23 protein-coding genes and 2 pseudogenes are annotated in these 23,728 nt (G+C 71.6%); 17 read left to right on the forward strand and 8 right to left on the reverse strand.

Going from position 1 to position 23,728, the window contains the following annotated elements; all coding sequences use genetic code 11:
* Positions 1–48: 48 nt before the first annotated feature.
* Positions 49–681, forward strand: a complete 633-nt coding sequence (locus ACQEV1_RS10780; protein WP_433393402.1) for a TMEM175 family protein — start codon at positions 49–51, stop codon at positions 679–681.
* Here the strand turns inward: ACQEV1_RS10780 and ACQEV1_RS10785 are convergent.
* The 3 genes from ACQEV1_RS10785 to ACQEV1_RS10795 form a co-directional block, all read right to left on the reverse strand.
* Positions 571–1,953, reverse strand: a complete 1,383-nt coding sequence (locus ACQEV1_RS10785) for a sensor histidine kinase (RefSeq protein WP_433393404.1) — start codon at positions 1,951–1,953, stop codon at positions 571–573. The two genes, ACQEV1_RS10780 and ACQEV1_RS10785, sit on opposite strands and share 111 nt — an antisense overlap.
* A gap of 7 nt (positions 1,954–1,960) precedes the next feature.
* Complete coding sequence (locus ACQEV1_RS10790; RefSeq protein WP_285620328.1) at positions 1,961–2,635, reverse strand: response regulator transcription factor; 675 nt, start codon at positions 2,633–2,635, stop codon at positions 1,961–1,963.
* Between the two features lie 74 nt (positions 2,636–2,709).
* Entirely contained in the window at positions 2,710–3,216 is a 507-nt protein-coding gene (locus ACQEV1_RS10795; protein ID WP_433393406.1) for a hypothetical protein, read from the reverse strand.
* 218 nt (positions 3,217–3,434) lie between these two features.
* On the opposite strand from ACQEV1_RS10795, the gene ACQEV1_RS10800 reads away from it, so the two are divergent.
* The gene (locus tag ACQEV1_RS10800; RefSeq protein WP_285620324.1) at positions 3,435–4,235 is read left to right on the forward strand and encodes a class I SAM-dependent methyltransferase; all 801 of its coding nucleotides are present in this window, start codon (positions 3,435–3,437) and stop codon (positions 4,233–4,235) included.
* 8 nt (positions 4,236–4,243) lie between these two features.
* Here the strand turns inward: ACQEV1_RS10800 and ACQEV1_RS10805 are convergent, their stop codons facing one another.
* Positions 4,244–4,636, reverse strand: coding sequence for a nuclear transport factor 2 family protein (locus tag ACQEV1_RS10805; RefSeq protein ID WP_285620322.1), 393 nt, complete (start codon positions 4,634–4,636; stop codon positions 4,244–4,246).
* A 170-nt stretch (positions 4,637–4,806) separates the two neighbouring features.
* Between ACQEV1_RS10805 and ACQEV1_RS10810 the strand changes: the two are divergent.
* The 5 genes and pseudogenes from ACQEV1_RS10810 to ACQEV1_RS10830 all read left to right on the forward strand — a co-directional run.
* Positions 4,807–5,517, forward strand: a pseudogene (locus ACQEV1_RS10810) (helix-turn-helix domain-containing protein); the annotation flags it as partial.
* Positions 5,518–5,825: 308 nt separating this feature from the next.
* Positions 5,826–6,464 (forward strand): IS110 family transposase, encoded by a 639-nt coding sequence (locus tag ACQEV1_RS10815; RefSeq protein WP_433393409.1) that lies wholly within the window; start codon positions 5,826–5,828, stop codon positions 6,462–6,464.
* Between the two features lie 66 nt (positions 6,465–6,530).
* Positions 6,531–7,490, forward strand: coding sequence for an IS481 family transposase (locus ACQEV1_RS10820; protein WP_433393274.1), 960 nt, complete (start codon positions 6,531–6,533; stop codon positions 7,488–7,490).
* Positions 7,491–7,744: 254 nt separating this feature from the next.
* Complete coding sequence (locus ACQEV1_RS10825) at positions 7,745–8,308, forward strand: transposase (protein WP_433393411.1); 564 nt, start codon at positions 7,745–7,747, stop codon at positions 8,306–8,308.
* Positions 8,309–8,324: 16 nt separating this feature from the next.
* Positions 8,325–8,612 (forward strand): annotated as a pseudogene (locus ACQEV1_RS10830) (integrase core domain-containing protein); the annotation flags it as partial.
* On the opposite strand, the gene ACQEV1_RS10835 reads toward ACQEV1_RS10830, so the two are convergent.
* Both ACQEV1_RS10835 and ACQEV1_RS10840 read right to left on the reverse strand, forming a co-directional pair.
* Positions 8,609–11,497, reverse strand: a complete 2,889-nt coding sequence (locus ACQEV1_RS10835) for an ATP-binding protein (RefSeq protein ID WP_285620320.1) — start codon at positions 11,495–11,497, stop codon at positions 8,609–8,611. The pseudogene ACQEV1_RS10830 and the gene ACQEV1_RS10835 overlap by 4 nt on opposite strands.
* Positions 11,498–12,052: 555 nt before the next feature.
* Positions 12,053–14,923 carry an ATP-binding protein gene (locus ACQEV1_RS10840; RefSeq protein WP_433393413.1) on the reverse strand — a complete coding sequence of 957 codons (2,871 nt, stop codon included), beginning with the start codon at positions 14,921–14,923 and terminating at the stop codon, positions 12,053–12,055.
* Between the two features lie 81 nt (positions 14,924–15,004).
* Here ACQEV1_RS10840 and ACQEV1_RS10845 point away from each other — a divergent pair, with 81 nt between their 5' ends.
* The 5 genes from ACQEV1_RS10845 (at position 15,005) to ACQEV1_RS10865 (ending at position 19,356) form a co-directional block, all read left to right on the forward strand.
* Positions 15,005–15,442 carry a gamma-glutamylcyclotransferase family protein gene (locus tag ACQEV1_RS10845; protein WP_433393415.1) on the forward strand — a complete coding sequence of 146 codons (438 nt, stop codon included), beginning with the start codon at positions 15,005–15,007 and terminating at the stop codon, positions 15,440–15,442.
* Between the two features lie 78 nt (positions 15,443–15,520).
* Positions 15,521–16,201 (forward strand): rhomboid family intramembrane serine protease, encoded by a 681-nt coding sequence (locus ACQEV1_RS10850; protein ID WP_433393417.1) that lies wholly within the window; start codon positions 15,521–15,523, stop codon positions 16,199–16,201.
* A 57-nt stretch (positions 16,202–16,258) separates the two neighbouring features.
* Complete coding sequence (locus tag ACQEV1_RS10855) at positions 16,259–16,762, forward strand: PadR family transcriptional regulator (RefSeq protein ID WP_433393419.1); 504 nt, start codon at positions 16,259–16,261, stop codon at positions 16,760–16,762.
* Complete coding sequence (locus tag ACQEV1_RS10860) at positions 16,759–17,487, forward strand: ABC transporter ATP-binding protein (RefSeq protein ID WP_433393421.1); 729 nt, start codon at positions 16,759–16,761, stop codon at positions 17,485–17,487. The genes ACQEV1_RS10855 and ACQEV1_RS10860 overlap by 4 nt, the downstream gene beginning before the upstream one ends.
* A gap of 138 nt (positions 17,488–17,625) precedes the next feature.
* Positions 17,626–19,356, forward strand: coding sequence for an ABC transporter permease (locus tag ACQEV1_RS10865; protein ID WP_433393423.1), 1,731 nt, complete (start codon positions 17,626–17,628; stop codon positions 19,354–19,356).
* Positions 19,357–19,381: 25 nt separating this feature from the next.
* Here ACQEV1_RS10865 and ACQEV1_RS10870 read toward each other — a convergent pair whose 3' ends face one another.
* Complete coding sequence (locus ACQEV1_RS10870) at positions 19,382–19,996, reverse strand: TetR/AcrR family transcriptional regulator (protein ID WP_433393425.1); 615 nt, start codon at positions 19,994–19,996, stop codon at positions 19,382–19,384.
* Positions 19,997–20,099: 103 nt separating this feature from the next.
* Between ACQEV1_RS10870 and ACQEV1_RS10875 the strand changes: the two genes are divergently transcribed.
* The 3 genes from ACQEV1_RS10875 to ACQEV1_RS10885 all read left to right on the forward strand — a co-directional run bounded on the left by ACQEV1_RS10875 (position 20,100) and on the right by ACQEV1_RS10885 (position 21,758).
* Positions 20,100–20,726, forward strand: coding sequence for a class I SAM-dependent methyltransferase (locus tag ACQEV1_RS10875; RefSeq protein ID WP_433393427.1), 627 nt, complete (start codon positions 20,100–20,102; stop codon positions 20,724–20,726).
* A 5-nt stretch (positions 20,727–20,731) separates the two neighbouring features.
* Positions 20,732–21,100 carry a DUF2218 domain-containing protein gene (locus tag ACQEV1_RS10880; protein WP_433393429.1) on the forward strand — a complete coding sequence of 123 codons (369 nt, stop codon included), beginning with the start codon at positions 20,732–20,734 and terminating at the stop codon, positions 21,098–21,100.
* Positions 21,101–21,338: 238 nt separating this feature from the next.
* On the forward strand, positions 21,339–21,758 hold the full coding sequence (locus tag ACQEV1_RS10885) for a hypothetical protein (protein WP_285620308.1): 420 nt from the start codon (positions 21,339–21,341) through the stop codon (positions 21,756–21,758).
* A gap of 13 nt (positions 21,759–21,771) precedes the next feature.
* Here the strand turns inward: ACQEV1_RS10885 and ACQEV1_RS10890 are convergent, their stop codons facing one another.
* Positions 21,772–22,251 carry a hypothetical protein gene (locus ACQEV1_RS10890; RefSeq protein ID WP_433393431.1) on the reverse strand — a complete coding sequence of 160 codons (480 nt, stop codon included), beginning with the start codon at positions 22,249–22,251 and terminating at the stop codon, positions 21,772–21,774.
* A gap of 269 nt (positions 22,252–22,520) precedes the next feature.
* Between ACQEV1_RS10890 and ACQEV1_RS10895 the strand changes: the two genes are divergently transcribed.
* Both ACQEV1_RS10895 and ACQEV1_RS10900 read left to right on the forward strand, forming a co-directional pair.
* On the forward strand, positions 22,521–22,859 hold the full coding sequence (locus ACQEV1_RS10895; RefSeq protein ID WP_285620305.1) for a hypothetical protein: 339 nt from the start codon (positions 22,521–22,523) through the stop codon (positions 22,857–22,859).
* 26 nt (positions 22,860–22,885) lie between these two features.
* Complete coding sequence (locus ACQEV1_RS10900; protein ID WP_433393433.1) at positions 22,886–23,716, forward strand: hypothetical protein; 831 nt, start codon at positions 22,886–22,888, stop codon at positions 23,714–23,716.
* Positions 23,717–23,728 lie beyond the last annotated feature (12 nt).

Here is a 23,728-nt window from a genome sequence, read left to right on the forward strand (position 1 = left end):
TCCAGAGTTCTACCCGCCAGTAGCCAGGCCATGCGACAAACTGCCCACATGGATGGGAAACGGGCCGAGGCCTTCGGCGACGGCGTGTTCGCCGTGGCGATCACGCTGCTCGCGCTGGAGCTGAAGGTGCCCGGCGGCGAGGGGCCGCTGGCGCACCGGCTCCTGGAGATCTGGCCCGCCTACCTGGCGTACGTGGTGAGCTTCCTGAGCATCGGCATCATGTGGCTGAACCACCACACGCTGTTCAACCACATCGTCCGGGTCGACCGCCTGCTGCTCGTGCTCAACCTGCTGCTGCTCATGTTCGTGGCGGCGGTGCCGTTCCTGACCGAGGTGGTCGGCGACGAACTGGGCGAGCACATGCGCGGCGGCGACGCCACGACCATCATGGTCGCGTACGGCCTGCTGATGATCGCGATGTCGATCTGCTTCTCCGCGATCTGGTGGTACGCCGGCCACCGCCGGGGCATGCTCGACGCGCGGCTGGAGACGGAGACGGTACGCCGGTCGATCCCGAGGTTCGGCATCGGGTTCGTCGCCTACGTCGTCACGACACTGATCGGGTTCCTGTCACCGCTGGCCGCGCTGATCCTCTTCGGGCTGACCGCGCTCTACTACGCCTTCGAGCACCTGCCCGCCGCGCGGGAGCTCGACGCGGACGCCGGTCCCGGCGCCGGGTGAGGACCGCAGCATCGCTCGTCCGCCGTGCGCGGCCGCGATCGCGGCCACGATCGCCAGCCCGAGCCCGCTGCCGTCGCCGCCGGACGCGTGGTGGAACCGGTCGAACGCCCGTGCCGCCTCCTCCGGCGCCATTCCCGGGCCCTCGTCGGCCACCTCGATGACGACCGAACCGGTGTGCTCGGCCAGCCGTACGGTCGCGGGCGTCCCGGCCGGAGTGTGCGCGCGCACGTTGGCCAGCAGGTTGGCGAGCACCTGGCGGATCCGGCCCTCGTCGGCCAGGACGGTCAGGTGCGCGGGAGCCGCCAGCGTCAGCGGCCGTTCCGGCTCCACGGCCGTGGCGTCGGCGACCGCGTCGCGGGCGAGGGCGGCCAGGTCGACGTGTTCCCGCGTCAGCGCGGAGCCCTTGTCGAGCCGGGCCAGCTCCAGTAGTTCCTCGACCAGCCGCCGCATCCGCTCGGACTCCGCCGAGATCCGGCGCATCGCCTCATCGGCGTCGACCGCGCCCTGCTCGTACAGCTCGGAGTAACCGCGGATGGTCGTCAGCGGGGTGCGCAGCTCGTGCGAGGCGTCCGCGGCGAACTCCCGCACCTTCGCCTCCGAGCGCACCCGCGCCACGAAGGCCTGCTCGATCCGGCCCAGCATCACGTTGATCGCGCCGGCCAGCCGGCCCACCTCCGACGGCGACTCCTCCATGCGGGCGCGCAGGTCGCCGCCGCTCGCGATCGCGTGCGCCGTGGTGGCCATCCGCGACAGCGGGGCGAGCCCGCGCCGGATCAGCCAGCGCCCGAGCAGCGCCAGCACGCCGAGGATGACCGCGCTCGTCAGCAACTCGGTGACGATCAGCCAGGCCAGCGACGCGCGGATCTCCCCGAGCGGGGCGACGACGATGGTGGCGTGGCCGCGCGGGCCCACCCGGGCGACCGCGCGCATGCCGCCCATCGCGAACGTCCGGCCGCCCGCCGCCTCGTCGAAGAAGACCCCCGGGCCCATGCGCCGGGCCTGTTCGAGCGCCGCCGAGGGGTCGGGGTCGTCGCCGCTGACCGCGCGCACGGTCCCGTCCGGCGCCATGTTGAGGATGATGTAGCGCGCCGGGGCCACGCTGTCACCCACCCGCGCCAGGGCGGGCTTCTTCCGCACCGCCTGGAGCTGCCCGTCGACCCGGTGCATGAGGTAGCCGCGCAGCGCCGCCGTACTGATCAGCGCCATCAGCACCATGCCGATCGCGGTGATCGCCAGCATGCCCGCCATCAGGCGTGCGTTGAGCGACCTCACCGGGACCTCATGACGGGGGCCGCAGCGCGTACCCGACACCGCGCTGCGTGTGGATCAGGTCCGCGCCGATCTTGCGGCGCAGGTAGCTGACGTAGGTCTCGACGACGGGGGAGGAGGACGAGTGCTCCCAGCCCCAGACGTTCTCCAGGAGCTGGGCACGCGTCAGGACCCGTCCGTGGTTGTGCATGAGGTAGGCCAGCAGGCGGAACTCCGTGGGCGACAGCTCGATCTCCGCGCCCGCCCGGCGTACGGTCCAGCGGGCCTCGTCCAGCTCCAGGTCGGCCACGCGGAGGATCTCCTCGACCGGCTCACGCCCGGAGCGCCGCAGCACCGCGCGGACCCGCGCGACCAGGGCGTCCACCGAGAACGGCTTGGTGACGTAGTCGTCGCCGCCCAGCGTCAGGCCGGTGACGGTGTCGGTCGGGGTGTCCCGCGCGGTGAGGAAGATGACGGGCGTCTCGTCGCCGCGCCCCCGCAGCCGCCGGCACACCTCGAAACCGTCGAGGTCGGGCAGCATGACGTCGAGCACGATGAGCCGGGGCCCGTCGTCGCGCGCACGCGTCAGCGCCTCCTCGCCCGTCGCGGCCGTGGTCACCTCGAAGCCGTGGAAACGCAGCGCGACCTCCACGAGGTCGCGGATGTTCGGTTCGTCGTCAACGACGAGTACGCGTGGACTGTCCATCGGGTCCCATCATCGTGCCTGACGGAAGCGCGTGACGTCCCCGGCGACCGGTCGCCGGGGACGTCGCCGCGCTTCTAGCCGTGCTGCGGCGTGGGCGACTGGGTGGCCTTGGCCGGCACCTTCTTCGGAGCGAAGACCCGGTTCGCGGTACGGCTGTCGCCCGCCCCGGCCCGGCCGTAGACGAGGACGAAGTCGTTCACGGCCAGCTTGGACAGGTCGGCCTTCTGGCCGTCCTTGTGGAACTTCGTGCCCTTGGCCGTCCGCCACTGCCAGGTCGTGCCGTCGAGGCTGCGGACGGTGAAGCCGCTCCCGCTCTTGGCGGTGAGCACGCCGCGCTGCCAGGTCACCTGGACGAACCCGTTCTTCTTGGTACGAACCGTCGCCTCGCCGTGCACGCCGGCGCGGCGGCGCATCGCCTTGCGGGCCTGCTGACGCTGCTTGGCGTTCGCCCTGGGCTTGCCGGTCGCCGCCGCGGGCTGGACCTGCGGAGAGCCCGCGGAGGCCGGGACCGCGAGGTAGACACCGGTGCCCACCACGCCGATGGCCAGAGCGGAGACGCCACCGAGAATTTTCTTGTTCACCCTCGTGTCCCTTCTTGGTCGACGCCTCCCACTGAACCCGACGCCGTTCAGAGGCGAGATGGAGAACTATGGGAGTTCGCTGGGAATCGTCAGGAACCTTCCAGGGAGGGGCGGACTCGCGCGACTCGTACGGCGGGGGTGCTCGCTGTGGATAGACTGACGCGCGCCCGTTGCCGTTGCCGGGGCCAACGAAATCGTCGACATCAGCGAGTGATCGCATGCCAGAGGCCAAGAAGAATTCCGTCGCCAGCACGCTCCTCGGGCTGCTCGGCAGCCGCCGGGACACCCCGGAGACGTTCGACGGCGAGCACCAGCCCGCCGCCGGTGAGGGACAGCTGGAGAACCACCTCGGCGGTGACGAGGCCCGCAACTACCGGCAGTACGAGTACGACATGGTCGCACCGCACGTCGGAAAGTCGCTGCTGGAGGTCGGCTCCGGGCTCGGTCACTTCTCCGAGCAGTTCGCCGGCCGGCTCGACTACCTCGTCGTCAGCGACAACGACTCCTACTGCGTCGAGCAGCTCAACAAGCGCTATGCCGGACGGGACGACGTCGAGGTGCTCGACCTCGCGCTGCCCGCCGAGATCAAGATCAAGCGCAAGGTCGACACGGTCGTCATGATGAACGTCCTGGAGCACATCAAGGACGACGTCCAGGCGCTGAAGGACCTCGCCGCCGTGGTGGAGCCCGGCGGCCGCATCGTGATCTGGGTGCCGGGCTACATGCAGCTCTACGGCGACTTCGACCGCAAGGTCGGCCATGTCACCCGCTACACCCCGAAGACGCTCCGGGCCACGGTCACGGGCGCGGGGCTCAACATCGACACGCTCAAGCCGATCAACTTCCTCGGCGGCATCGCCTGGTGGGCGGCGGTCCGCCGCGGCGGCGCCGGCTACCCCGACCCGAAGCTGGTCAAGATCTACGACCGTACGGTCGTGCCGACCACCCGGGCCATCGAGAAGGTGATCCGGCCGCCGTTCGGCCAGACCGTCTTCTGCGTGGCGCGCGTCCCGGAGTAGCGCGCCGTTCAGGCACCCGCCGCCTCCCGCGCGATGCGGTCGAACTGGGCGCCCATCGCCTCGGCGAGCGCGTTCAGACCCGACAGCGGCCGCACCATGACCGTCATCTCGTCGATGAGGCCGTCGTCGTCCAGGTGCAGGAAGTCGCAGCCGTGGACCTCCCTGCCGTTCACCGTCGCCCGGAAGACGAGGGCGTGGTCGCGGCCGTCCACGCCCGTGATCTCCCGTACGTAGCGGAAGTCCTCGAACACCCGGGCGGCGCCGCGTACGATCGCCGCCGTGATCGCCCGGCCGGTGTACGGCCGGTGCGCGACCGGACTGTTGAACACGGCGTTCTCGGCGAAGAGCGGCTCGATCGCGGCGAGGTCGCGCGCCTCGACGGCCTGACGGAACGGATGCATCGCCACCCCTACTCGGCTTCCGGTTCGTACGGGCGACCGTAACGTCCGCCCTAGTTGTACTGACCACAGAGGTTGAGTACGGGCGACACGGGGCGATGATCTTGGAATGAGGGAGGGTCTCCCGGTTCGGTGTGGATTGCGACATCAACCCCGAACCAGCGGAGACCCTCATGCCTCACCGTAATGCCCCGTTGACCGAGACCGGCAGGCTGCGCCTGGCCCGGTGTGTCGTCGATGAGGGCTGGCCGTTGCGTCGTGCGGCCGAGCGTTTCCAGGTCGCGGTCACCACCGCCCGGCGTTGGGCCGCCCGCTACCGCCGGCACGGTCCCGCCGGGATGACCGACCGCTCCAGCCGCCCGCACACCAGCCCGCGACGCACGCCCGCCCGAACCGAACGCCGCATCATCAAGGTCCGCGTTCTGCGGCGGTGGGGGCCCGCCCGCATCGCCTACCTGCTCGGCCTGAACCCCGCCACCGTGCACCGGGTCCTGACCCGCTACCACCTGGCACGCCTGACCCACCTGGATCGGGCCACCGGCCGGGTGATCCGCCGCTATGAACATCCCGCACCCGGTGACCTCGTCCACGTCGACATCAAGAAACTCGGCAACATCCCCGACGGCGGCGGCCACAAGATCCACGGACGTGCCACCGGCGGACGCAACAGCTCCGCGCACCGCGACCCCTCCCGCTCCCGGAAGGCCGGCGGCCGCCCCAACCTGGGCTACGGCTACCTGCACAACGCCGTCGATGACCACTCCCGCCTGGCCTACACCGAAATCCTCCCCAACGAGACCAAGGAAACCGCCACCGCCTTCTGGCAACGAGCCCAAACGTTCTTCACCGCCGCGGGAATCACCGTCACCCGCGTAATCACCGACATTCAAACTCGGTGGTGTCCCCAAGGTGCTCACCTCGTCCGGCCGGTGGCGTGAGGATCGGGGGTGACCGGCGCCCGCTCGTCACCATTGCTGACCGATTGGAGCCTGGTGTTCCTTGCCTGTTGATCGTGGGGCGAGCGGGGCCCACGCCGGAAGGTCGCGTGTCCTGTTAGGAACCCGGCGACCGCCCGGCAGGGCTGCGTCCGGTCGGGCGGATCCCTGTTGGTGAATGTCTGGTACTGCGCCCTCCTCGGTGTCGGCATCGCTGGTCTGTCCACCGGGCCACCAACGAGACAGGAGCCAGGGATTTGCGACTACGGCTGGGAATCGACATCGCCTGCCGGGCGGCTCACCAAGCCAGCCTGGCTGACGAACGTGGGGAGTTCGCATGGTCAGGCCGTCGGTTCCGCACCACGGCCACAGATTTAGAACGGCTGTGGGCGTTGCTGCCGGCCGGGACCGACCCGGCGATGGTGACGGTGATCATGGAACCCACCCGCAACGCATGGGTGCCGCTGGCAGCGTGGTTTCGCCGCCGTGGCGCTGCGGTGGTGATGGTGCCGCCCGAACGGTCCGCGGACCTGCGCGCCTACTACAGCAAACACACCAAATCCGACCGGCTGGACTCACGAATTCTGGCCCGCCTGCCGCTACTGCACCCCGAAGGACTGCACACCGAGGAAGGGCTCGGCCCCGGAGACCCGCTACGCCGGGCCGTCAAGCTCCGCTCCACACTTGTGCGCCGACGCACCGCGACTCTCGCCCGCCTGGATGCACTGCTGGAGATCCTCGGACCGGAATGGCACGCCGCTTTGGGCAGTGACCTGGCCAACAAGACTCCGCTGAAATTCCTGGCCGCCGGTTACGCCTGCCCGCACACCGTGCAGCGCCTAGGTGTGCTGTCCGGGGACGTTGGTGACAGGCGACACGCCCTGGGTGGTTCTTGAACAAGGGGAGGGCCTTCTGGTTTCGGTGTGGATTGCGACATCTGCACCGACGTCCAGGAGGCCCTCATGCCCCACCGTAATGCCCCGCTGACCCCGACCGGCCGCCTGCGCCTGGCCCAGTGCATCGTTGAGGACGGCTGGCCACTACGCCGGGCCGCCGAACGCTTCGGCGTCAGCCACACCACCGCCGCACGCTGGGCCACCCGCTACCGGCAACTGGGCGCCGCCGGCATGCATGACCGCTCCAGCCGCCCGCACCACAGCCCGCGCCGAACCCCACCACAAATCGAGGCACACGTGGTCGCGCTGCGCCGGGCGCACCGCATCGGCCCGCTCCGGCTGGCCGCCCGCACCGGCATCGCGCCCTCCACCGCTCACCGCATCCTGACCCGCCACGGCCTGCCACCCCTGGCGGTCTGTGACCGCGCCACCGGCGAACCCATCCGCCGCTACGAACGCCAACGCCCCGGCGACCTGGTCCACATCGACGTCAAGAAACTCGGCCGCATCCCCGACGGCGGCGGACACAAGACCCTGGGCCGCGCCGCCGGCCGCAAAAACCAGCGACGTGCCGGCATCGGCTACCTGTACCTGCACACCGCCCTGGACGACCACTCCCGCCTGGCCTACACCGAAACCCTCACCGACGAGACCGCCGCCACCTGCGCCGCCTTCCTCGTCCGCGCCACCGCGTGGTTCGCCGCCCGCGGCATCACCATCCAACGGGTCCTGACCGACAACGCCTGGGCCTACACCAAGACCACCTGGCGCACCATCTGCGACGAACTGGGCATCAGCCCTCGCTGGACCCGGCCCTACCGGCCCCAGACCAACGGCAAGGTCGAACGATTCCACCGCACCCTGACCGAGGAATGGGCCTACCACCAGCCCTACACCTCAGAAACCGAACGCCAAACCGTCCTCATCGACTGGCTGGACTGGTACAACTACCACCGACCCCACACCGGCATCGGCGGCCAAACCCCAGCCAGCCGCGTCACCAACCTGTCCGGACAGCACACCTAGGCCGAGCCCGCCTGGCCCGCTTCCTGCATCGTCATTCCCGTGGCGCCTGGACCGAAGCCAAAGCCGAGGAACTGCTGGCCGCTGCCGCGGCGACACTCCAGCTCTGGGAAACAGACCTGGAGTATCCCGACCTGGCCGATGACATCGCCATCGAAGCCCGGCTCGCGCTGGCCATCACCCAGGAGGTCAAGGAACTCGACGAGCGCATCGCCGTGTTGTTCGCTCGTGCCGACCCCGACGGCATCTTGCGGTCTGTGCCCGGTATCGGCCCGATCCTGGGCGCCCAGATCCTCGGCCGGCTCGGCGACCCCAACCGCTTCACCTCACTGGCCGGGGTCCGTGCCTTCAGCGGCCTGGTCCCGCGTCTGGACTCATCCGGCGTCAACGGCCACCACAGCGGCCTGACCAAGGCCGGCGATGCCTGCCTGCGCGAAGCCTTGTTCATGGCCGCCGAACACGCCCGCCGCGCCGATCCCAGCCTCGCCGCGAAATACCACCGGCTCATGGTCACCGAAGGCAAACACCACAACTCCGCGCTCTGCCACATCGCGACCACGCTGCTCACCCGGATCGCCGCCTGCTGGCGCCGTGGCGAGCACTACACCCTGCACGACCCCGACGGCCGACCCATCGACGCGCCTCAAGCCCGCACCATCATCGCCGAGCGATACACCATCCCCGCCGACCTTCGAGCAGCCCGGCGCACCACCTACCCCCACCACTCCAAATCATCAGGAACGGGCCGGCGAAGAAAGGAGTCGCAACGCGCTCCGTCGACCGGCCCGTCCACCGCCCACGCTACGACCCCACCCGCTTGACATCCATTAGGAACTCAACGGCTCCTGCTACCGCTCCCACCTATGGCGCAACACCCTCACCGCAGCCGGCATCACACCCAAACGCACCCGCGCCTACCGGCCCCAGACCAACGGCAAAGTCGAACGCTTCAACCGCACCCTGCTCGACGAATGGGCCTACGCCCGCCCCTACCAGACCGAAACCGAACGCCGCCAAGCGCTACCGCAATGGCTGCACACCTACAATCACCACCGCGGCCACACCGCACTCGGCGGCCTCCCACCCGCCAGCCGCGTGCCCAACCTCACGGGTCAGTACACCTAGGCGAGGCGCATGCGGTGGGCGGTGGCGGCGGCCTCGCCCCGGCTGGCCACGCCGAGCTTGCCGAGGATGTTGGACACGTGCACGCTCGCCGTCTTCGCCGAGATGAACAGTTCCTCGGCGATGTCGCGGTTGCTGCGCCCCTCCGCGACCAGGCGCAGCACCTCCTGCTCGCGTGGGGTCAGGCCCAGGCCCGGCCGGCTCGCCGCCGAGCCCGCCACGGTCAGCCGCGAACGCCGCGCCAGCCGATCGATCTCGGCGCGCAGCGGGCGGGCGCCGAGCCGGTCGGCGAGCGACGCGGCCCGGCCGAGCAGCGATGACGCCTCCTCCCGCCCGCCGTCGGCCACCGCGGCCTCGGCCGAGCGCGCCAGCGCGTACGCCAGCGGATACGGATGGTTCAGCGCCTCCCAGGCCGCCGCGACCGCGTCCCACGAGGACCGGTCGGCGCCGCCGCCGACCCGCGCGGACTCGGCGGTGAGCACGGCGCGCCGTGCCTCCATCACCGGGCCGTACGCGGCGGTCGCCGCGGCGATGGCGCGCAGCTCGCCCGCGAGGGCGTCGTCCCGCCGCTCGGCGCACGCCCGCATTCCCGCGACGAGGACCGGCCAGGTGTGCCGCGCGTCCCGGGTCAGGTCGTGCTCGGCGATGGCGAGCCTCGTGGCCTCGATCGCGCCCGGCACGTCGCCCTCGGCCAGCCGCCACTCGATGACCAGGCTGGCCAGCGGCAGCACCTGCTGCGGGTACGGGTCGTCGACCGCGTACAGCGCCCGCAGCTCCGCGACGATCCGGGCCGCGACGTCGCTCTCGCCGCGGGCGACGGCGATCTGGCCGCGGTTGAGCAGGTGCTGGCCGCGCACGCCGGGCGTCGGTGCGAGCTCCACGGCCCGCTCGAACGTCTCGATCGCGTCGTCCCAGCGGCCGAGGGAGATCTGCGCCTCCGCCAGGTTGTTCGCGGCGTGCATTCCCTTCGTACGGGCCTGCCCGAGCGCCTCGGCCCGCGACAGCGCCCGCTGCGCCGTCTCGATCGCCGCCTCGGACCGGCCGTTCGCCTCCAGGGCGTCGGCCGTGTTCACCATCGACCGCAGCACCGACCCGCCGTCGTGGACGTGTTCGGCCCGCGTACGTGCGGTCTCCAGCAGGGCCAGCGCCGCGTCGAACCGGCCGGAGACCGACTCGGCGATGGAGAGGTTGTTCAGGGCGTCCGCCGCGATGCAGTCGTCGTCGAACCGGTCCGCCAGCGCGAGCGTCTCCTCGCTGATCGGGCGGGCCTCGTCGTGGCGGCCGAGCAGCACCAGCGTGCCGCCCAGCAGGGCCAGCACCTCCGCCCGCGCGATCGAGGCCTCCGGCACCAGGCTCTGCGCACGGCGCAGGTCCTCCAGGGCGCCCGCACGGCCCAGCCCGAGGGTGAGCGAGGCGCGCCGGCGGAGCAGCAGCGCGACGCGTTCGGGGTCGGTCCGCTCGTCGAGGTCGGCGAGGGCGGCGCGGACGAACGCCAGACCACGCTCGGGCTCGCCGCACGCGCCGGCGGCCTGCGCCGCGCGCTGGAGCACGTCGACGCAGTCGGTGCCGATCCGCTCCTCGGCGTCGGGCACGCGGTCCCACAGCTCCAGTACGCGTTCGAGGAGCTGGAGCTGCTCGGCGTAGGCGAACGCGGAGGCCGACTCCCGCGCCGCCCGCCAGGCGGCGGGCAGCGCGCGTTCGTGGTCGTGCGCGCGGGCCCAGTGCATCGTGATCTCGACGGTGGGGCGGCCGGCCAGGCTCAGGGACGGATCGTCCTCCAGCGCCTCGGCGAACCGGCGGTGCGCGCGGCCGTGCTCGCCGGGCAGCAGGTCGTCGTGGATCGCCTCCCAGATCAGCGCGTGCCGGAAGGCGTACGCCTGCGCGTCGGCGATGAGGACGTTCGCGTCGACCGCGGGCCGCAGCGCCGACGACAGGGCCGTGTCGTCCAGGCCCGAGACCTCGACGAGCAGCGCGTGCCCGAACCGCACACCGGCGGCGCTGGCGAGACGCAGCAGGTCCTGGGTGTTCTCGGGCAGCCGGTTGACGTCGGCCAGCACCAGGTCACGTACGGACTGGGGCATCCCGGAGGCGGGATGTTCGGCGGTGGCCTCGACGAGCAGCGGGATGCCGGAGCTGCGTTCGTACACCATCTCGACGACCTTGGGCTCCGGCGCGTGGCCGAGGATGCCGGCGAGCTGGGCGGCCGTCTCGGTCCGGGTCAGACGGGGCAGGTCGAGCCGTATGACGCCTTCGATCCGTTCGAGCTCGGCGATCACCGGCCGCATCGGATGGCCGCGGTGCAGCTCGTCGGAGCGGAACGTGACGAGCACCAGGACGGCGGTGTGCAGCAGGTTGCGGAGGAGGAAGACCAGCAGGTCCCGGGTCGAGCGGTCCGCCCAGTGCGCGTCCTCGATGACGAGGATGAGGGGACGGCGTTCGGCCAGGCGTTCGAGCAGCGCGAGCATCTGTTCGAACAGCCGGGCCCGCGCGCTGTCCGGGTCGCGGTCGGCGGGCGGTTCGCCGAACTCGGGGAGCAGCCGGGCCAGGTCGCGGGCGCCGTCTCGTGGCATCAGCGCGGCGATCTCCGCGGCGCCGGCCTCCCGTACGAGCTGGCGCAGCGCCGCGGTGAACGGCGCGTACGGGAAACCGGCCGTGCTGAGTTCGAGGCAGCCGCCGACGAGGACGTGCGCGTCGCCGCGCACGCGGTCGGTGAACTCGCCGACCAGGCGGGTCTTGCCGCCGCCCGCCTCGCCGCCGAGCAGGACGGCGCCGGGAGCGCCGGCGCGGGCACGGTCGAAAGCGTCGGCCAGCGTGGCGAGCTCGGCCTCCCGGCCCACGAAGGCGGGACTCACCTCATGTGCGCGCACGCTCCACAGCATGCCAGTCATGAGGGTGTTTATGCCGTCTTAGCGGTCCAGGTCGGGCGTAGCCGTGGATAACGGGACAGGACGCGGGGGCGGCGAACGCGGCCGCGCCGCCGCCAGACCGCGGCGGTCCCGTGGGCCTCACGGACACGCTCGTTCATCAGGGCCTGGACGATCTCGGGATGCATGGTGTCCTCCTGGTGGTGCTCCGACAACGTCCACATTCGCCCTAAGCCGCACCTCCCCACATCCGGCGTGTGCCTTATCCGAGATGCCCGGCTGGTACGCCGGGTCCTAAGCCCACCCTCCGTTAGGCTTCTGACTCCTATGTGTCAATTCAGGTAAGGCGCCCAGGCGACGCGAGGCACCCTCCACCCCCAGCCCCCGCGGGCCGACGCCCACGCCACCCCACCACGGTGGACAGATCCCCCAGTCACAACACCCCAGATGACCACGGATCCCAAAACTGATCAGAGACGCTGCAGACGACCAGCGTGACAGGGGGCTGACCCACCGAAGCGGTCCCGCGGATCGTCGCCCCGCAGGCCGCATCCGTCATCGGGCTTACACCAAACGGGCTTACACCAAGCCCATCCGGTGGGCGGTGGCGGCGGCCTCGCCGCGGCTGGCCACTTCCAGCTTGGCCAGGATGTTGGACACGTGCACGCTGGCGGTCTTGGCGGAGATGAACAGCTCCCCGGCGATCTCGCGGTTGCTGCGGCCGCCGGCGACGAGCCGCAGCACCTCCAGCTCGCGCGGGGTCAGGCCGAGGGAAGGGCCACCGGTCTGGCCACCGAGCGGCACGCGGGCCCGGCGGGCGGACGCCTCGATCCGCTCGCGCAGCGGTTTCGCGCAGAGGCAGCCGGCGAGTTCGGCGGCGCGTCGCAGGCGAGAGGTGGCCTGGTCGCGGTCGCCGCTCGCGACCGCCGCCCGCCACAGCGCGTACGCCAGCGGGTACGGCTCGCCGAGGTCGTCCCAGGCGGCCGCGGCGGCGTCCCACCGCTCCCGGTCGTCCCGGCCCTCGGCACGCGCCACCTCGGCCTCGAACACGAGCCGTTGCGCGCGCTGCGGCCGTCCGTGCGCCGGCGTCCGGTCCGCCTCGTCGCACAGCCGCGCCAGCAGCTTGCCCGAGCGCTCACCCGGCGCCTCGGCGCAGGCGTGCGCCGCGGCGGCCATCAGGGGCCAGCCGTACCGGCTGCTGACGGACGGATGCAGCTCTTCGACCACGTGCTCCACGATGTCGAGCGCGCCGGTCAGGTCGTCTTCGGCCACCTTCAGGCCGAGCCGCAGGCGTACGGAGGGGAACAGCTCCTGCGTGCGGGAGAACGTCGGGGCGAGGACGGAGTCGAGCGCGGCGGCGGCTCGCGCGGCGCCGGCCAGGTCGCCGCGCGCGAGCGCGATGTCGCCGAGCGCGTTGTGGAGCGACGCGCGGGTGAGCGGCGGCGGCGACAGCTCCAGCGCGTGCTCGGTCACCTCCAGGACCTCGTCCCACCGGCCCAGGTTGAGCAGCGGTTCGGCCAGGTTGATGGTGAGGAACGCGCCGGAGGTGCGGGCCTGTCCGTGCTTGCGCGCCAGGGCGATGCCGCGCTGGGCCGCCTCGATGGCGCGTTCGTGCTCGCCCATGCTCTCGAGGATGTGCGACTCGTTGGTGGCCACGCGGAGCATCGCGGAGTCGTCGGCGCCCCGCCGGTAGACCTCCGCGGCCTCGTCCAGGACGGCCAGGTGACGTTCGGCGTCGGTGTCGCTGAAGTCGCAGGCCGCGATCGTGGTCAGCGCGTGCGCCTCGACCGTGGCGTCACCGGCCTCGCGAGCCACCGCGAGCGCCTGTGAGGCCAGCTCGCGCGCCTCCTCGGCGCGGTTCGGCAGCAGGTAGAGGTGCTGTGCGAGCGTGGACAGCACGCGGGCGCGGGTGACGCTCGGCGGGTCGACGGGCACGAGGCGGGCGGCCTCGCGCAGGTCGTCCAGCGCGGTGCGGTGGCCCAGCCGGATCTTGAGGCGGCCCCGCTGCTCCAGCACCCCGGCCGCGCGGAGCGGGTCGTCGATCTCCTTGAGCGCCTCGCGGGCGAACGCCACGCCGCGTTCGGTCTCACCGGCCAGGTCGGCGGCCTCGATCGCCCGCTCCAGTACGTCGGTGTGGTCGACGCCGAGCCGCTCGGCGGCGTCGGGCACCCGGTCCCAGAGCGTGAGGACCCGGTCGATCATCCGGAGCCACTCGGTGTAGGCGGTGGCCTCCTTGGCGACCTGCGCGGCCTGCCAGGCGCTGACCAACGCCCACGTCGTGTCGTGCGCGGAGTACCAGTGGTGGGCCAGCTCGGCGGCGGCGCGGCCCGGCGGTACGAGCGACGAGTCGGCCTCCAGCGCCTCGGCGAACCGCGCGTGCGTGCGCGTGTGCTCACCCGGCAGCAGGTCGCCGTGGATCGCCTCCCGCATCAGCGCGTGCCGGAAGCCGTACGCCTCGCCGTCCACGACGAGGACGTTCGCGGCCACGGCGGGCCGCAGCACCCGGGTCAGCCCCGTGTCGTCGAGCCCGCTCACCGCCGCGAGCAGCGCGTGCTCCACCCGGTCGCCGCCCGCGCTGGCGACGCGCAGGATCTCCTGGGTCTCTTCGGGCAGACGCTGCACACTGCCGAGGATCAGGTCGCGGAGCGACTCGGGCAGCTCACAGTTGATCTCGCCGTCGCGCCCGAGCAGGGCCTCGACGAACAGCGGGTTGCCCTCACTGCGTTCGAACACCTCGTCGAGCAGCTGCGGGGCGGGCTCGCGGCCGAGGATGCGGCACGTCTGCTCGGCGACGGCGCGGCGCGGCAGCCGGTCGAGGTCGAGGCGGCGGACCCAGCCCGCGCGGCCGAGTTCGGCCAGCAGCGGCCGGAGGGGATGGTCGCGGTGCAACTCGTCCGAGCGGTAGGTGACGATCACCAGCAGGCCGGGCGGCAGGTTGCGGATCAGGTAGCTGAGCAGGTCGCGCGTTGACCGCTCCGCCCAGTGCGCGTCCTCGATGACCAGGACGGCGGGCGTCTGCTCCGTCAGCCGCTCGAACAGCAGCAGCACGTGGTCGAACAGGCGCGTGCGCGCCTCGGTCGTGGCGGTCTCGGTGTCCGGCTCACCGAACTCCGGCAGCAGGCGCGCCAGCCCGCCCGGCGAGCCGCCGGGCAGCAGGGCGGCCACCCCGTCGACCCCGATCTCGCGGACGAGCTGCCGCAGCACCGCGCTGAACGGTGCGAACGGCAGGCCTTCGGAGCTGATCTGGAGACATCCGCCGATGAGCACGCGCGGCCCACCGTCGCGGCGGCGTGCGGTGTCCAGGAACTCGCGGATCAGGCGTGTCTTGCCCACCCCGGCCTCGCCGCCCAAGAGCAGGGCGGCCGGCGTCTCTCGCAGAGCGGTTTCGAGAAAGGCCAGCTCGGCGGCGCGGCCGACCATGACGGCACTGATTCCCTGCTGGTTGGGCACGCCTCAAGCATGCCATCAAGGACGGACAAAACAGACTTAATAAGGGCCGGCGTCGCTACCGTGAATCGGAGGAGGTACTCCATGTCACGTACGACGCCGGGCCGGTCGCTCCCGCCGGCGCCCGCCGCCCTGTTCGCGTACGGCACACTGCGGTTTCCGGACGTCCTGCGGGCGCTGCTCGGGCGGGTGCCCGACCGCACCCCGGCGACCGTCGAGGGCTGGCGCGTCGCCGCGCTGGAGGGGCGGATCTATCCCGTGCTCGTGCCGGGTCCGGGCGCGGCCGGGGGAGTGCTGATCTCCGGGCTGCCCGCCGCGGACTGGGGGATCATCGACGCGTACGAGGACGGCTTCTACGCCCTGGAACGCCTCACGCTCGCCGACGGCCGCCACGGATGGGCCTACCTCACCCGCGATGCCACGGCGGCGCTGCCCGCCGACTGGTCGCCGGAGGACTTCGGCGCCCGCCATCTGAACGCGTTCGCCGGGGCGTGCCTCGCATGGCGGCGCTCCTACGGGTGACGCCCGGGACATTCGTCCTTTCGAGAGGTGGATCGACGGCTCTGCCGCGACCTGCCGCCGCCCGAGAGAGTGAATCGCATGAGAACTCTCGGTCTGTGGCGGTTTCCCCTGGTGACGGCGGTCGTCTTCGGCGTCACGGCTCTGTCGAACGTCGCGCAGTTCGTCGTGCCCGGCATGCTCGCGCACCTGGGACGTGCCCCCGCCGGGCTGCACGGCGACTGGTGGCGGACCGGCACGTCGCTGTTCGTGCAGGACGGCGGGGTGGCGGGCATGGTCTCGAACCTGCTGTTCCTCGTTCTCGTCGGCGTCGTCGCCGAGCAGGTCGTCTCGCGGCCGCGCTGGCTGCTGTGCTACTTCGCCACCGGCCTGGTGGGGGAGTTCGCCGGTTACGCCTGGCAGCCGCACGGCGGCGGGAACTCCGTCGCGGTCTGCGGGCTCGCCGGCGCCGTGGCGGTGGCCCTCTGGCGCGGTGACGGACGTCCTCCGCGGTTCGCGCCGATGATCGTGCTGCTGTGGTGCGGTGCGCTGCTCGCCGGCCTCTGGTTCCCGCTCGCGTTGGTCGGCTTCGTGGCGGCCATGGCCGCCCGGATCGCGGCCGAGCGCGGCGTCGCCACGGGACGCTGGGCCACCGCGGGCGCACTGGCCGCGGGCGTGGCACTGACCGCGGACCGTGACATCCACGGCGTCGCCCTTCTGGCCGGGCTGGTGATCGCCTCCGTCCTCGTCCGGTCCGTCCGCCGTCTTCCGGTCCCCGCCTGATTTGACGTCCTCTACGGCTAACCGTTATCTATATGGCTAACCGTTAGAGGTGATGCCGTGCAGGACGTCGTACTCGCTTTGCTCGCCAAGGAGCCCTCCCACGGCTACGAGCTGAGGGCCCGGCTCCACGAGGCCCTGGGGCCGCTCCGCGACGCGCTCAACGCCGGTCAGGTCTACGTGACCCTGACGCGCCTGGAGAAGGCGGGGATGGTCAGCGCCGAGCACGTCGGCCAGGCCGACCGCCCCGACCGCAAGGTCTACGCGCTCACGGCCGAGGGTCAGCAGCGCGTACGGACCTGGCTCGCGGACGTGAGCTGGGGCCGGCCGACCGAGTTCCACCTCAAGCTGATCGCGGCCGCCGCGGCCCGCCTGGCCGATCCGGTGGAGCTCGTCGACCTGCAGCGCCGCGAGCTGCTGCGCCGGCTGGCCGACGCGCAGCGTGCCGCGCTCACCGAGCCCGAGGACTCGGCCGTGGTGCTGCTCCTCGAAGGCGTCATCCTCCGGCTCGAGGCCGATCTGCGCTGGCTGGACGCCTGCGCTCACCACTGGGAGACGAAATGACGGTGCTGCGGGCCGTGCGGCTGCGTAAGGAGTACGGCCGGGACGCGGGGCTGGTCCGCGCGGTCGACGAGGTCGATCTGGAGGTGCGGCCCGGCGAGACCGTCGCGGTCGTCGGGCCGAGCGGCTGTGGCAAGTCGACTCTGCTGCACCTGCTCGGCGGGCTCGAACGGCCCACCGGCGGTGAGGTGCACCTTGACGGCCGGCGGCTCGACCGGATGTCGGAGACCCAGCTGAGCGGCGTGCGGCGGAAGTCGCTGGGCTTCGTCTTCCAGGCGTTCCACCTCGTCGACGAGCTCACCGCCCGGGAGAACGTCGAACTGCCGGCCCTGCTCGCCGGAGTGCCGTCGCGTACGGCACGGCGGCGGGCGTCCGCGCTCCTCGAACGCGTCGGGCTCGCCGACCGGGCCGGTCACCTGCCCGCGGCGCTGTCCGGCGGACAGCGTCAGCGGGTCGCGGTGGCCCGGGCGCTCATCGGCCGGCCGCTCGTCGTCCTGGCCGACGAGCCGACCGGCAACCTCGACAGCGCGGCGACCACCGCGGTGCTGCGGCTCTTCGGCTCGCTGCGCGCCGAGGGCCAGACCCTCGTCATCGTCACGCACGACTCACGGATCGCCGCCACCGCCGACCGCGTGATCACCATGCGCGACGGCGCGCTCGCCGGCGAGACCCGCCTGAACGGCGGAGGCGGCGGCCTCGGCGCCCTGGCCGGACTGGAGGTCTCATGAGCGAGCGAAGCGAGCGAATCGGTAAACGCAGCGCTCTGATGGTCACTCCACCGACGAAGGAGGGCTCATGAGCGAGCGAAGCGAGCGAATCGGTGAACACAGCGCTCTGATGGTCACTCCACCGACGAAGGAGGGCTCATGAGCGTGCTCACTCTGGTGGCACGGCTGGCGTTGCGCGACCTTCGCCACCGCCGCGCCGAGGCGTTCCTGCTGCTCATCGCCATCGCGGCGACGACCACCACACTCACACTGGGCCTGGCGGTACGCGGCGTCGCCGACCGGCCCTGGGACCGTACGCGCGCCGCCACAGCCGGTCCGGACGCGGTCGCGACCGGCGACCGCGCGGCCTCGCTCACGCCGCTCGCGCACGCGCCCGGCGTGACGGCGTCGGCCGGCCCGTACCCGGCCCTCTCCGCCGCGCTCGGCGTCCGCGGCATCCGCGTCGACGCCTCCGTGCAGGGCCGGGACACCGCTCCGGGCGCGGTCGACCGCCCCGAGGTCACCGCCGGTTCGTGGGTGCGGCGCGGGGGAGCGGTGATCGAACGCGCCTTCGCCGGCGCTCTGCGCGTACGGCCGGGCGAGAAGATCACGATCTCCGGGCACCGTTTCCGCGTCGCCGGGATCGCGGTCAGCGCCGGGCGCGTCCCGTACCCCTCCTCCACCCCCGGCCTGATCTGGGTCACCCGCGCGGACCTGCGGCGGATCGGCGCGCCGACGTCGCAGGTGATGCCGCTGCGGCTGGCCGACCCCGCGGCCGCCCCGGCCTTCGCGGCGGCGCACCGGGGCGTCCGCTCCTGGCAGGACATGGGCGCGTACGCGACCGCGGAGCTGCATCTCGTCGACAGCGCCCTGCTCACCGGCACCTGGGCGCTCGCGCTCCTCGGCGTCGCCTGCGTGGCCGTGCTCGTCGGCGGACGCCTCGCCGACCAGACCCGCCGCGTCGGCCTGCTGAAGGCGGTCGGCGCCTCACCCCGGTTCGTGGCGGTGGTGCTGCTGGCCGAGCACGTGCTGCTCGCGCTCGCCGCGACCGCCGTCGGGCTGCTCGCCGGCCGCGCGGCCGCGCCCCTGCTCGTACGGCCGAGCAGCGGGCTGCTGCCCGCCGGATCACCGCACCTGACGGTCGCGTCGGCGCTGGTCGTGGCCCTGGTGGCGGTGGCCGTGGCGGGGGCGGCGACGGTGTACCCCGCGATCCGCGGCGCACGGACGAGTACCGTACGGGCCCTGTCGGGCCCCACGCGCGCGCCGCGCCGCTCGCCGTGGCTGATCGCGCTGTCGGCCCGGCTGCCGGTGCCGTTCCTGCTCGGCGTACGCGTGGCGGCGCGCCGCCCGCGCCGGGTGATCCTGGCGACGGCGAGCCTCGCGCTCACGGTCGCGATGGTGGTCGCCGCGATCGCCCTGCACGGCGACATCGCCCGTAAGGACGCCCGGCTGGCCGGACCCGGCTTCGTCCCGGGCGCGGACAACCCGGTCACCGAGCAGGTGAGCCAGGTCGTGCTGGCGCTGACCGTGGCGCTGCTCGCGCTCGCCGCGGTGAACGCGGTGCTCATCGCCTGGGCGACGTCGCTGGACACGCAGCGTTTCACCAGCCTGGCGCGTGCGCTCGGCGCGACGCCGCGGCAGGTCACCGCCGGGCTGTCGGCCGCGCAGCTGCTCCCCGCCCTCGGGGCTTCGCTGCTGGGCGTCCCGCTCGGTCTGGCCGTCTACTACGCCGCACGTACGGCGGGCGGCGCGGCCGGGTCCATCCTCATCCCGTACGCCCGGCTGCCGCTGGTCGTGCCCGGGACCCTGCTGGTAATCGCCGCGCTCACGGCCCTGCCGATCCGCGTGGTCTGCCGGCGTCCGGTCGCCCGGGTACTCGCGGCCGACTGACGTACGGCGGGACCGCCCGGCGTCCTCATGGGAGGTCGCCGGGCGCTGCCTGACCGGGCTGCCGGTGCGGCTCGGCTGGCGCGGGCCGCAGCCCGGCCAGAGTGACCTCGACGAGCCGGTGGACGGCGGCCGACGAGGTCATGGCGCCGGCCGCGGTGAGCGCGTGCAGGCAGTACGTGGCCAGCTCACCGGCGGGAACGTCGTCCCGGACCGTGCCGGCCACCGCGGCGCCGGCCACCAGATCGCCGATGAACGCGTGCAGGCGCCGATGGGCCTCGGCGACGTGCTCGCCTCGGTGCAACAGCGCCGCGAGGTCGCCGTCGTGGCGCTGGTGGGTGATGGAGGCGAAGGCACGCAGGACCGCCCGCAGCCGCTCGGCCGGATCGGTGTGCTCGGCGACGTCGGTGAGCCGGCGCAGGTGATCGGCGATGTGCTCCTCGTGCCAGGCCGCCAGGACCGATTCGATGTCGGGGAAGTACTTGTACAGCGTCGCCCGGCCGATGCCGGCCCGCTTGGCGATCTGCGACATCGTGACCGACGCCAGGCCCTGTTCGGCCACCAGTGCCGCGGCGGCACGCACCGCGGCCTCGCGCACCGTACGGCGGTGCGCCTCGATCGTGTCCTCCCACAGTTTCGGCACACGGCCGATGGTACACAACGCCGAGATGGCGACAGCGCGTCTATTGGCGTAGACACCTTGTATTGAATAATACTGACGGAGCGGCACCCGGAAGGAGACGCGCATGGCAGGCCCATCCACGCATCGCCCACCCCGTGACCTGGACGACCTCTACACCAGTCCACCGCCGTGGGACATCGGCCGTCCCCAGCCCGCCTTCGCCGCGCTCGCCGAGGCCGGTGCCATCGACGGCCGAGTGCTGGACGTCGGGTGCGGGACGGGTGAGCACACGCTGATGGCCGCCGCCCTCGGCCTGGACGCCACCGGCATCGACCTGGCCACCGGAGCGCTGGAAGCCGCGAGGGAGAAGGCGCGCCGCCGGTCGCTCACGGCCCGGTTCCTGCGTCACGACCTGCGGCGCCTGCCCGAGCTGGGCGAGACGTTCGACACCGTGCTCGACTCACTGGTGTTTCACGCCCTCACCGACGCCGACCGTGCCGCCTACCTGGCGGGCCTGCGGACGGTGCTGCGGCCGGCGGGTCGTGCGTTCCTGCTGTGCTACGGCGACCGCCGGCCCGGCGAGAGGGAGGTGCCGCACGGACTCGGCCGCGATCGGATCCGGGCGAGCTTCACGAGCGGATGGCGCGTCGACTCCCTCCAGCCCGCCGTCTGTGACTCCACGTCCCCGCTCCACCCCGACGGCATCGCCGCCTGGCTGGTCGCACTCACCCGCGTCTCGGACGAGAGGTGAGGGGCATGGTCAGCGCACACGCTCGGGTCGCCACCGCCCGAGCCGGCCGCTACCTGGCGCAACTCGGCGAGCACGGAGGCCATATGAGCCGGCGGACCTTCCGGCGTCCGCGCCGCCACGGCGACGGAGGCCCCGCGCACGTCGTGCACGCCGAGCGGTCCGACACCGACGCGTTGATCGACTTCGGGTGGGGCCGCTGCACCCTGCGTGCCACGGACACCGAACTGGTCCTCCGTGCCGAGGCGACCGACCCGGAGTGCCTGCGACGCGTGCAGGAGGGCATCACCGCCCGTCTGGAGCTCATCGGCCGTCGCGACCATCTCACGGTGACCTGGCACCCGGAATTCCCGGAAGCCGCGGAAATGGCGACCTGAATTCTTCAGTGAATTCACTATTGAGAAAGATGATGGTTGCTCTAGGTGAGTGGCTCGCTACGACCTGAACAGCGATGAGCTACTGGCCGTGTGCGGAGCGTCGATTATTTTCGATGATTTCTTGCGCGGATGATTTCCGGCCTTGACCGAATTGCCCATTTGGCTGGAGGGTGTCAGGGCGTCGCCGGAGCCCATGGCTCCTACGGCCCGCGTCCGATCGAAGAGAGGAGAGGACCGTATGGTCTTCGTGGGAGTCGTTGTGGCCGTCGCCGCCGTCGTGGTGGGCATCGAGGTCATCGTCCACAACTCGTCATCCGCCTCACTCGGCTTCTTCGGCTACCACGTGCCCGGAGTGCACACCGAGGCGCAGGTGTTCGCCGCAGGGCTGATCGTCGCCTTCGTCGCCGGCGGGGGGCTGGCGATGGCCTGGATCTCCCTGCTGCGCAAGGCGCGAGTCCGCCGGGAGCTGCACGACCTGCGCGAGGAGCGCGAGGAGACGATGGCGTCGCTGGAGCGGAAGAACCAGCAGCTCGAACGCGAACTGGCCCGCGTACGGGGTGGCGCCACGAGCGCCCCGGTGACCGGAGAGGTGCCCGTCGCCTCCGGTCGACGCCGCGACCGGGAGCCCGTCTCCCCGTTCTTCGACAACCCCGCCTGAGGCCGCGCCCGGTTCAGCCGTCGCCGGCGACCCAGCCGTCGTCGAGGTTCCGCAGCAGTTCCCGCACCGCGGGCCGGTGACGGCCACCGTCGGAGTGGTCCATCGCCACCTCGCGCAGCATGTCCGCCGCCGCCCGCACTCTCTCCTCGACGCCTTCGCACACATTCACCGGGCCGTGCTCCGGGTCGTCGTAATTCTCGAATCCGGGGTCGGGGACGAAGCGGCTCCACCAGTCCAGCAGCGCGTTGAGGGCCTCCATGCGTGCCTGGCCAGGGTGATCGGCGATCACTTCGAGGAACACCGTCGTCGCCGGTACGGCGGCCGGATCGAGGGTCCCCTCATGATCGTTGCTGACCTCGTACCGAAGCCGCGCCACCTCCCGGGCGGCGTGCTCGGCCGACGGAGAACCGCCCAGTGCGTCCGCTGCGGCCTGAGCCGCCTCCGGCCGATACCAAGGCGAACCGGTGACCCGTGACCAATCGAAGGCGTCCACCGGTCACATGATTCCAGCCGGTCGTCGTGGGTGACATGGTCGAGCTCATCACGCCGCTCTTCTCTCCGGAAAGGCAACGGCCGCAGAGCCTTCATGCGACGCCGCCGGAGCCGAACCGCCTGTAGCGAGCGAGGTCAGACCGCCTACGCGGGAGTCTCCACCGCTCTTTGCCATCCTCTTACAGACAAGACTGTTTATCAGCGCTACGATGGGCCTGGAGTGCATGCGTAGTCCCAGCGGGAGCTGATGATCACCCGAGGATGGACGCGATGAGTGAAGGCGAAGAGCTGCGGTTTCCGCATCGGTCGGTCTTTGACGGCGCGGCGAGCACCGTGTCGAACGGTCTCGAACCGCTTGCCGACACCTCGAACCAGCTGGCAGGTCTCGGAATTTCCGAAGCTCTCGTCGGCATGTGGCCCACTGGAATAGAGCTCGCAGCCGCCATAGGAATGGCGCTTGAGGTCGCGGCCGTGCAGCATGACAACCACGCGAAAAACGTTCAGGCCGCCGTCGACAAGATTTCCCAGAGCGGGAAGCTTTATCACGCGAGCGAGGCCGATAATTCCGCCATTGTGTCGGATCTGAAGTCCAATATCTCCAACGCGTAGACGAACGACTCCAAGGAGGTCCGCTCGTGCCAATCGCGGAAGTAGCGGAGTCGCTGTTCGCGGCGATCAACTCGGACGCGATCATCGGGTGTGGTAGCGCCATCAAGGAGATATCAAGCCTTTACGGAAGCCTGGGCTCCACCATCGATACCGCCCACCAGCAGTTGTTCGCGGGTGACAAGACGTGGAGCGGGGGCGCCGCGAGCAAAGCCAAGAGCACCATGACCGATCTGTCGGCGTCCGGCAGCAATATTCAGAGCGCGCTCAGCACCATCGGCGACACTCTCGTCATGTACGGTACGGCGCTGAAGCCTTTCCAGGGGAAGGTGTATCCCACTCCTGTGCCGGGGTCGCGCGATCCCGAGGCGGCCGCGGACCTGGCGATCACCGGGACCGCCTCCGCCGCTGCGGCTCTTGAGATCGGCGCGGCCGTACTCAAGATGATGCCGAGCGCCAAACAAGGGGCGAGCTCATCGGCCAAGTCTGGCACCTCGACCAAGTTGGCCAAGTCCGACACCTCCGCATACGGCACCACTGCGGGCAACGGCACGACCCTGGCCGGTGTGCTGGATCCCACGCATTTCCTTGACAGCCTCACGAGCAATCCGGCCCTCGCCGGCGCGGTGCTGCCCGGAGCGAGTAGGGGCGTTACAGCCCTCGGCCCCTTCATGTCCGCGGCCGGTGTGATCGGGTCGGCCGAGGAAATGGCCGCTCTCCAGGCGAGCGAGGCGGCGGCCATGAGGGAGGGTCTGCCCTTGATGCCGATGTTCGGAGGGAACTCCGGTAACCGCTCCGAGCGCAGCCGCACGACCAACCTCACTGAAGACCCCGAATTCTGGACCGGGATCGTGGCCTAGCACCCACAAGAT

This window comes from Actinoallomurus sp. CA-142502 (assembly GCF_050936355.1).
Taxonomy (GTDB): domain Bacteria; phylum Actinomycetota; class Actinomycetes; order Streptosporangiales; family Streptosporangiaceae; genus Actinoallomurus; species Actinoallomurus iriomotensis.